Raw genomic sequence first — 8,905 nt, 5'->3', positions numbered from 1 at the left:
ATACTAATATTTGTATATTTCTTATTGCTAGCAAAAGGAATAGGTGGTTAATATATTTACGTTTCAATAAGAAAAGCTCACAGCTTAAGCTATGAGCTTTTTTACTTATCTCACCTTTTCATCTACATACTCCATAAACTGTTCTGCTTTAATAAATCTTTCTTTATACGCTTCAGGTACTTCTTCTACTGTTATCCCACCACTCGATTTCGCTTTTACTAATACAGTTTGATATGACATTAACGCTTCCATATATTGTTCATACTCTTCTGAAGTTAATACTTCTTTACTAGATTTATGGCCATTTAATTTATCAAAATACGGCTGAAGTTCCATTTCTACCTTTTTCATTTCCTCTTTTTTAGCTGGTGATAATTGATCATAATCAATATTACCGTTCGAATCCCCGTACTCAAGCTTTGCATTTGTTAATTTCTTTAGTTCTTTTGTAAACTCTTCATATTCCTTCGCACCCATTTCGTCTTTCGCTTGTGATAACTTTGCATTAAAACGCATGTATCCTTCTAATGTTATAGCTCCGGCATGTTTTTTTAAGTTCTCAAAAGATCCGTATATACCATCCGCCATAATAGATTGGTAAGCAAAACCAGTCGTTGGGATTAAAAATGCGGCTGTAAGCACTCCTGCGATAAGGCGCTTCTTCCTTTTACTTCCCCCGCTCTTCATTTTTATTTGAACAATTACTTTTTCTTTTAACTCCGGCGGGGCAATAATCCCCTTCGCTTCTTCTTGTATAGATTCTCTAACTCTACAATCTAAGCTCATTTCACATTCCCTACCTCTCCTAAAAAGATTTCTTCTACTTGCTCTTTGTGACGTAGTTTCTTTAATGCCGCATGAATTCTAGACTTCACTGTACCGATTGGAATATGTAATATTTGTGCTACTTCTTCTTGAGAGTAATCGTGTAAGTATCTTAAGATAATAACTTGTTTCAATTTATACGGTAACTTATGAATGAGTTCGATTAATTTTTGATTTGATATTTTACTTACAACATCGCTAGAAAAATCAATTTGTACTGGTTTTCTTTGCTCTTCTGCTTTTTTTACAATTCGTAGTCGCATCCACCTCTTTCTTCTATAAGAATGAATTTGTTTAATCGCAAGTCCAATTAGCCAAGGTCTAAATGGCTTCTCGCTATCATATTTACGAAGCGATTCATATAGCTGTATGTATATTTCTTGAACGACATCATCTACATCTGCTTTGTCTTCTATTAAAAAATGTGCTGTCTTATATATTTCTTGAATCGTTTTATCATACAATTCGCTATATGCTTCTTTATTGCCTGATAAAGTTAATTGGATTAAATCTGAATACACTGTTTCACCCTTCATGTACCATCCCTCCTTTGTCCTACACTATATATTGGCAAGAAAACGATATTTCGTTCGATTTCTTTCAAAGTTTTTTCAAATAAATTAATATAATGATGCAATGACTTCATAAGCTTCACTTATAACCCTGCATAACAATTATATAATTTTCCAATTTCTAATAAAGATTTAAAATAATATATATATTCAAATTTAGGAGGATGTATATGAAAGCTATCGTTGTAACTTCGTTCGGTGGTCCTGAAGTGATGAAATATACAGATGTGGAGATGCCGGCTATTTCAGACAATCAAGTTTTAATTCGTGTTGTTGCTACTAGTGTTAATTTCGCCGATATTAAATCACGCTATGGCAAAAAAGGAAACAAAGCATTACCTTTTATTCCAGGTATAGATGTAGCTGGTATTGTAGAACACGTAGGTTCTCAAGTGAAAAATATTCATTCTGGACAACGTGTCATCGCTTTCCCTCAAAACGGATCTTACGCAGAATACGTTGTCGCAAACGAAAATCTTACTTTCGTTTTACCTGATGAAGTCGATTTTCAAGCTGCAGCTGCCTGCCCTATCGTATCTTTTACAAGCTACAATTTACTTGCAAATGTTGCAAGACTACAAAAAGATGAAACAGTTCTAATCCATGCAGCTGCTGGTGGAATTGGTACTACAGCGATTCAACTTGCAAAACTATTAGGGGCTAAAAAAGTTATCGGCACTGTTGGAAATGAAGCAAAAAGAAAAATTGCTTTAGATGCTGGCGCTGATTATGTTATTTGTCATCAAGATGAAGATTTTGTAGAGAGGATAAATCAACTTACAAACGGAGAAGGCGTTAATATTGTTTTAGATTCTATTTCTGGTACTGTGTCCGAAAGAAGTTTAGAATGCCTTGCTTATTACGGTCGTCTCGTCCATTTCGGCAATGCTAGCGGAGAAGTTGGTAGTTTTCAAACGAAAGATTTACACGCAAGTTGCCGTTCTATACTCGGTTTCAGCTTTGGCACTACACGGAAAAAACGTCCTGAATTGCTTCAAGAAACTGTGAATCAAGTTTTCCGTTATTTACGCGATGGAAGTTTACAAATTAAAGCTACGAAATCTTTTCCTCTTCAAGATGCAGGGAAAGCACATGAATGGGTCGAAAGTAGACAAAGTACAGGGAAAGTAATACTCCACGTTCAGACAGCTCCCTAAAATGAATACATGAAATAGAGGTGTTATTCATGGGATCACGAATTATGCATATCATTATCGCGAGCGGTATTGCAGAGAAACTATCTATTCAAGATAAAACTTCTTTCTTACTTGGTGGTGTAGCTCCTGATGCTGTTCATTCAAAAAAAGAAAAAGGAACTTCACATTTTTACGCTGGTACAACGAAGAACTATACGAGAAGAATAGATTATGATTCATTTATTCATAAATACGAAGATCATCTGGATTCCCCTTATATTTTAGGTTATTATACCCACCTCATTGCCGATGATAATTGGCTAAGCGGCTTTTTTCTACCTTGGCTTAAAAACAGAATAGAAAACGACGAAACTATCGCACCTATGTACTATAACGATTTTAAATTATTGAACGCACAATTGTTGCATCATTACGATAAAGAACAGCAGCTCTTCGCCCTACTTAATCAAGAGGCTAACATTGTGAATATAGAGGAGATTTCTAGAAAGAATGTTTTAGCTTTTCGGCAATATATTTTTGAAGATATGCTATATCCTGAGCAACACTTACACGAAAACTTACAAGTGTTTTCATTTGATCAAATCGTTGGTTATATTGAGACTGCAATTGAAAAAGGAACATTTTTTATAGAACAACTCGTTAATAAAAAATTGACTTCAAATATTTAATCCCCCTCATTATTTACGAGGGGGATTTTCACATAACTATATAATTATTTATTTTTTCCCATTACTGCAAAGTAATTCCCTTCACTATCAGCAAAGTTAAACAATTTACCAGTAGGCATAGTTACGTCTTTCTCATTATTTATCTAGGCTTTTTCTTACCAGTAAAAGCTGGTTTCTTTTTCTTTGGTGCTGGTGGTTTCGATTCTACAAATGTTCCTTTGAACATTTCTTGTTTCGTAAACACGATACCTAATTTTTTCGCAAATTGAAGTAATTTACGCTCTTCTTGTTCTGTTACAAGAGAAACAACTGTTCCTTCTTTGCCCATACGTCCAGTACGTCCTGAGCGGTGAATATATTGGTCTACTGTGTCTGGTAACTCTAAGTGGATTACGTGTGTTAAATCATCGATATCTAATCCACGTGCTGCAATATCAGTAGCAAGTAATATTTCTAATTTCCCGCTACGGAACGCGCGCATCGTTACTTCACGCTCTTGTTTGCTTGCCTCTGCATGAAGTGCTGCTGCTTTCATTTTACGGAACTTCAGTTTTTGAGTAATTTCATCTAAACGGAATGGATCATTTAAGAAGGCAACTGCTTTTACATTTCCCATATGCATAACTCTTCTAATATAATCATTTTTTTCACGACGCTCACAAACGATATACGTATGTTCAACTAGGCTCTGTGCCTCTGAACGTGTTACACGTACTAATTGTGGTTCAACTGTCAAATCACGTGCCGCATCTTCTGCAGCTTTTGTTATTGTCGCCGAGCAGAATACTAATTGACGATCGCGCATCGTTGATTTAATTACATCAAGTACAGCACCCATCATCTTTTGTTTTACAATTTGATCAAACTCATCAAATACAATCGTTTTCACTTCATGCATCTTTAATTTTTTCATGCGAATCAACTCTAAAATACGTCCTGGTGAACCGACAATAACTCTCGGATGTTTCTTTAATTTTTCAACTTGGCGCTTAATATCCGCACCACCAATTAAAGACGCACCTGAAATATCCGTTCCTGCTGTAAACTTTTGAACCTCTTCATGAATTTGCATAACAAGTTCACGAGTTGGCGCTAAAATTACAACTTGAGGTTGTTTAACTTCAGGATTAATTTTATGTAAAAGTGGTAATAAGTACGCTAATGTTTTTCCTGTTCCAGTTGGAGATTCAGCAATAACGTCTTGTCCTTCTAAAATAGTTGGAATCGCTTGTTTTTGAATTTCAGTAAATTCTTTAAAACCAGCCTTTTCCCAAGCTTGTTGTAAAAATGGTTGCATATCTTTTATCATTTGTTTTTCTCCTTTATCTCTATTTTTGAAGAAAATGTTGTATTGTTCGCACCGTTTCTATCATGTGTGAAATAACAGCTATTAAATCATCAACATGGTCTTCTGTAATCGATTTTTGAAATAGAACCTCTACCTTATTATGATATGAAATCGCTTGCTTATTATATTCGTATGAAATTTTTTGCGTAATCATTCGCTCTTTTCCCCATATAGAATGCAATAAAGTTTCAATTTCTTCGCATCCTATCTCTGGTTGCTCCATTTCGAACGAGAATTCCAGCTTCATTTCACAACCTGGTATAAACTGAGGTACTTCTAATATTTCACCTGATAAATTCTTTGCATCAACAGATAGTGAAAATGTCGCCTCTACCATCGTTTTAAATGTTTCTGTTAGTTGAAATGAAATACTATACATACGACTTAATGAAGCAAGGTCCATCACATCTTTTCGATCCGTTACGAGAATATCACCGTGTAAATCGAAATCATAGACAGCTCCTTCCACAATTACCTTTAAATTTTCAAAAGCAGTTGGATCAAACATAATTTCCTCCAAAAAACAGGCGCCTTTCGATGGAAAGGCGCCACTTGATGTATATATAGTTTACAGATAAACGAGATGAATTACAACCTTTTAGAATAAACCTACTGCTTTTCCATCTTCATTTACATCCATTTGTAGTGCTGCTGGTTGTTTAGGAAGGCCTGGCATTGTTAACATTGTTCCTGTTAACGCAACGATAAACCCTGCACCGATAGATGGTTTTAATTCACGAATTGTAACGATAAAGTCAGATGGGCGACCTAATTTTGTTGCATCATCTGAAAGAGAGTATTGTGTTTTCGCCATACAAATCGGTAGGTTACTCCAGCCTTCTCCCTCATATTGAGCTAATTGCTTACGTGCTTTCGGAGCAAATTCAATATCTTTTGCGCCGTAAACTTTTTGAGCAATTGTACGAATTTTTTCTTCTAATGGTAATTCTAATTCATAAAGTGGTGCGTAGTTGTTTTCACCTTTTTCAATTTCTTTTAACACTTTCTCAGCAAGGTCAACTCCGCCTTGGCCACCTTTCTCCCAAACTTCTGTTAAGGATACTGCATAGCCACGCTCATTGCACCATTCTTGTAAGTATGCAACTTCTGCATCTGTATCAGTAATGAATTTGTTAATGGCAATTACGAAAGGAACACCGAAGCTTTGAATTGTTTCAACATGCTTCTGTAAGTTCTCCATACCTTTTGCTAACGCATCTACATTTTCTTCTTTTAATTGATCTCTCGCCACACCACCGTGCATTTTAAGCGCACGAATAGTCGCAACAATAACTACCGCTTCTGGTTTAATACCAGCTGCACGTGCTTTAATATCTAAAAACTTCTCGGCACCTAAATCTGCACCGAATCCAGCTTCTGTAATAACATAATCACCTAATTTTGCTGCCATTGTCGTAGCGATAACACTGTTACAACCGTGAGCGATATTCGCAAATGGTCCGCCATGAATGATAGCTGGTGTATTTTCTAATGTTTGTACTAAGTTCGGTTTTAATGCATCTTTTAATAGAAGTGTTAACGCTCCTTCTACTCCTAAATCTTTAACTGTTACAGGTTGATTTGAAAAATTATAAGCGACAACAATGCGAGATAGACGTGATTTTAAATCTTGAATATCTGTTGCAAGGCAGAATACGGCCATAATTTCAGATGCTACTGTAATATCAAAACCGTCTTCACGTGGTACACCTTGAACCGGTCCACCAAGGCCAATTACTACGTTACGAAGGGCACGATCATTTAAGTCAACACAGCGTTTCCAAACGATTTTACGCGTATCAATTCCAAGTGTGTTTCCTTGTTGGATATGATTATCAATAAACGCCGCTAATGCGTTATTGGCAGTTGTAATCGCATGAATATCTCCAGTAAAGTGAAGGTTAATGTCTTCCATTGGTACTACTTGAGAATAACCGCCACCTGCTGCTCCGCCTTTTAATCCCATTGTTGGTCCAAGAGATGGTTCGCGAAGTGCAATTACTGTTTTCTTACCAATTTTATTAAAAGCTTGGCCTAAACCAACTGTTACTGTTGATTTACCTTCTCCTGCTGGAGTTGGGTTAATCGCTGTTACTAAAACAACTTTACCGTCTTTCTCATCTTGTAAACGCTTAAAAATATCAAGAGATAACTTGCCTTTATAATGTCCGTATGGCTCTAGTTCTTCTTCTAAAATATTTAAATTAGCTGCAATTTCTTGAATCTTCTTCATACTTGCTTCTTGTGCGATTTCAATATCAGATTTAACTGTTGTAGTAGTTGTCATATACCCTAGTCCCCCTTTAATTGATTCTGATGATATTGTATCAGTTTTTTGTATTTTCTGCACTTATTTACCTCCTAAAACCCTTCAATTTTGTTATACGTTTTTTAACATAAATACCCATAAAAATGTTAACGCTTGTTGTAACTCTGTAGGTAGCTGACCTAACGTCTTCTCATTTACTCCACGCTTATATACGCCGGTACCATCTACAACTTCAAATCCTTGTTCTTTTGCTAACTGTTCAAATTCCCAAGGCATCATCGTATTGCAAACAACGTCTTTGCCATATAGGCGCGGATAACTGTTCTCTCTCGGTTTTGCTGTCGGTCCTAAAATTGCAATACATGCGTATCCATCTTTCTTTAAAACACGCTTTATTTCATTTAATGCTCGCAACGGCTCCTCGGTCCATTCTAAAGAATTAATTGCCATAATTGCTTCAAATTTCTCATTTTCAAATGGTAATGAAGAAAGATCACCTTTTATAAAAGATAAGTTTGGGTCTTCTCCGCGCTCCTTACCCTTTTGAATCATAACTTCCGATAAGTCCACCCCAACCGCTTTGTAGCCAGTAAGACTTAATTTATATGTACCATACCCATCACCACAGCCAACATCTAACACTTGTACTTCCTTTTCCACGTACTGCTCAAAAAATGGAATGATTGTACTCCTGCTCCCGCTATCCCACATTTCTTGACTATTTTGATTCCAAAACTCTGCATTGTTATCCCATTTTTTCTCTGCCGATTCATGCCAATTAAACTTCGCCATACATTCCCCTACCTTCACGTATTATCATTCATTTCATTCTACATCATGTTCCAAAATCCCTGTTTATCTTCATAAGGAGATAAAGTGAAACTTTAATCAGTGGGGGTGTTTGTTCGCCCCCACTGATTATTATTTGAACCAATCGGGCTTTTACTGGCAGCCCGACTCCCATCTAACTTCTTTGCTCCAGCCGAATTTTGAGGTGGGGGTCTTACTGCACGGCAAATAGCGGGATAAACAGGATAACAACGGAATCTATTTTCTCCAATTTTTGCTTTACTTGGGTTTAACTCATACTCATGTTCTGCTCCTTATGAAAGATACTATAGATACACCCAATTGAAAGAGAGGGATGTACATGCGAAGAAAGAGAAATCATCATTTTAAAAGTGGTGAAAAAAACGAAGAGTATGCAGCTGAAATATCTCCGGCTGGTATTCCGATTAGACATGAGCGCAAAGAAATTGCAAATGAAATAGAAGGTACAAATACCGGTGCAATGATCGGCTATGTCGCATTATTTCTTTCGTTATTCTCCATTGCTTTTTATCCTGTTACACTCGGCTCCCTTGCTATTTTAGTTGGCTTATTAGCTGTCAATTTTGGAGCGAGAACACTTGGATATACCGCAATTGGTTTTGGTAGTTTTTCTGTTTTATTTACTTTACTCTATCCGCTTGCTTTGTCAGCGTTTTAAAAAAAACACACCAAGTTATACTTGGTGTGTTCATTCGTGATACAACATAATATGACCGCATCCACAACAATGCTTCGCTGTAATTTCTTGAAAAACTGGATAATTTTCTTCATCTCTATGCTCAATAAACACCTTTTCAAATCGGTACATGTTTGGCGCATATGCCCAATCTTGTTTCGTACGTGCATATAATGTTGAAGAAAAAAACTCCTCACCACCACAAACGATACATCCCTTCTTCATCAATACCCCTCCTATGCTTGTCTTACTTCATCTATATGAACATAAGCATAAAAAAAAGACCTTCTATTACTAGAAAGTCTTCTCTGAAACAAAAAGAAATGTACCGAATATACCTACTCCGCTATATTCTTTCGTAACACCAGCTTCTGTTTTATACGTTTGCTTTACAGTCATAAAGAAAACACCATTTCGTGCATCAATACTTTCAAACTGTAATTTCTCTTTTTTTTCATCTACATTTTGCGTGCATTCAAAGCTACTCTCGTCACATTTCAATGCATACTTATCCTCTAAATACAATTTAAAATCTGATTCTTTCGGACAAGTTATAAGT

Annotated in this window: 11 protein-coding genes and 1 pseudogene; 3 read left to right on the top strand and 9 right to left on the bottom strand. The window is 36.2% G+C overall.

Translation table 11 applies throughout. The annotated features are described in order from the left end of the window. Window positions 1-105: 105 nt before the first annotated feature. Entirely contained in the window at window positions 106-786 is a 681-nt protein-coding gene (locus AB3X49_RS13305; protein ID WP_367962596.1) for a DUF3600 domain-containing protein, read from the bottom strand. Beyond that, window positions 783-1,361, bottom strand: a complete 579-nt coding sequence (locus AB3X49_RS13300) for a sigma-70 family RNA polymerase sigma factor (RefSeq protein WP_367962594.1) — start codon at window positions 1,359-1,361, stop codon at window positions 783-785. Before AB3X49_RS13300 ends, AB3X49_RS13305 begins: the two co-directional genes overlap by 4 nt. Window positions 1,362-1,567: 206 nt before the next feature. On the opposite strand from AB3X49_RS13300, the gene AB3X49_RS13295 reads away from it, so the two are divergent. Both AB3X49_RS13295 and AB3X49_RS13290 read left to right on the top strand, forming a co-directional pair. Further along, the gene (locus AB3X49_RS13295; protein WP_367962592.1) at window positions 1,568-2,554 is read left to right on the top strand and encodes a quinone oxidoreductase family protein; all 987 of its coding nucleotides are present in this window, start codon (window positions 1,568-1,570) and stop codon (window positions 2,552-2,554) included. 29 nt (window positions 2,555-2,583) lie between these two features. Next, window positions 2,584-3,222: a zinc dependent phospholipase C family protein gene (locus tag AB3X49_RS13290; RefSeq protein WP_002135913.1), complete on the top strand. Its 639-nt coding sequence runs from the start codon at window positions 2,584-2,586 to the stop codon at window positions 3,220-3,222. A gap of 44 nt (window positions 3,223-3,266) precedes the next feature. On the opposite strand, the pseudogene AB3X49_RS13285 reads toward AB3X49_RS13290, so the two are convergent. The 5 genes and pseudogenes from AB3X49_RS13285 to AB3X49_RS13265 form a co-directional block, all read right to left on the bottom strand. Further along, window positions 3,267-3,347, bottom strand: a pseudogene (locus AB3X49_RS13285) (VOC family protein); the annotation flags it as partial. Window positions 3,348-3,361: 14 nt separating this feature from the next. After that, the gene (locus AB3X49_RS13280; protein WP_002012513.1) at window positions 3,362-4,531 is read right to left on the bottom strand and encodes a DEAD/DEAH box helicase; all 1,170 of its coding nucleotides are present in this window, start codon (window positions 4,529-4,531) and stop codon (window positions 3,362-3,364) included. Between the two features lie 19 nt (window positions 4,532-4,550). Then, window positions 4,551-5,078, bottom strand: a complete 528-nt coding sequence (locus tag AB3X49_RS13275) for a hypothetical protein (protein ID WP_002065080.1) — start codon at window positions 5,076-5,078, stop codon at window positions 4,551-4,553. Window positions 5,079-5,168: 90 nt separating this feature from the next. Further along, window positions 5,169-6,857, bottom strand: coding sequence for a formate--tetrahydrofolate ligase (locus AB3X49_RS13270; RefSeq protein WP_002031556.1), 1,689 nt, complete (start codon window positions 6,855-6,857; stop codon window positions 5,169-5,171). 93 nt (window positions 6,858-6,950) lie between these two features. Continuing rightward, window positions 6,951-7,631: a class I SAM-dependent methyltransferase gene (locus AB3X49_RS13265; RefSeq protein WP_367962589.1), complete on the bottom strand. Its 681-nt coding sequence runs from the start codon at window positions 7,629-7,631 to the stop codon at window positions 6,951-6,953. Between the two features lie 358 nt (window positions 7,632-7,989). On the opposite strand from AB3X49_RS13265, the gene AB3X49_RS13260 reads away from it, so the two are divergent. Beyond that, window positions 7,990-8,328 carry a hypothetical protein gene (locus AB3X49_RS13260; protein WP_001253195.1) on the top strand — a complete coding sequence of 113 codons (339 nt, stop codon included), beginning with the start codon at window positions 7,990-7,992 and terminating at the stop codon, window positions 8,326-8,328. A 30-nt stretch (window positions 8,329-8,358) separates the two neighbouring features. Here AB3X49_RS13260 and AB3X49_RS13255 read toward each other — a convergent pair whose 3' ends face one another. After that, window positions 8,359-8,571 (bottom strand): hypothetical protein, encoded by a 213-nt coding sequence (locus tag AB3X49_RS13255; protein ID WP_002012518.1) that lies wholly within the window; start codon window positions 8,569-8,571, stop codon window positions 8,359-8,361. Window positions 8,572-8,640: 69 nt separating this feature from the next. Next, a partial coding sequence (locus AB3X49_RS13250) for a hypothetical protein (RefSeq protein ID WP_367962587.1) occupies window positions 8,641-8,905 on the bottom strand: 265 nt, incomplete at its 5' end.

This window comes from Bacillus sp. C30 (assembly GCF_040838255.1).
In the GTDB taxonomy this organism is placed as follows: domain Bacteria; phylum Bacillota; class Bacilli; order Bacillales; family Bacillaceae_G; genus Bacillus_A; species Bacillus_A mycoides.
Note: the sequence above shows the minus strand (reverse complement) of the source record. Positions and strands in the feature narration are given on the sequence as shown.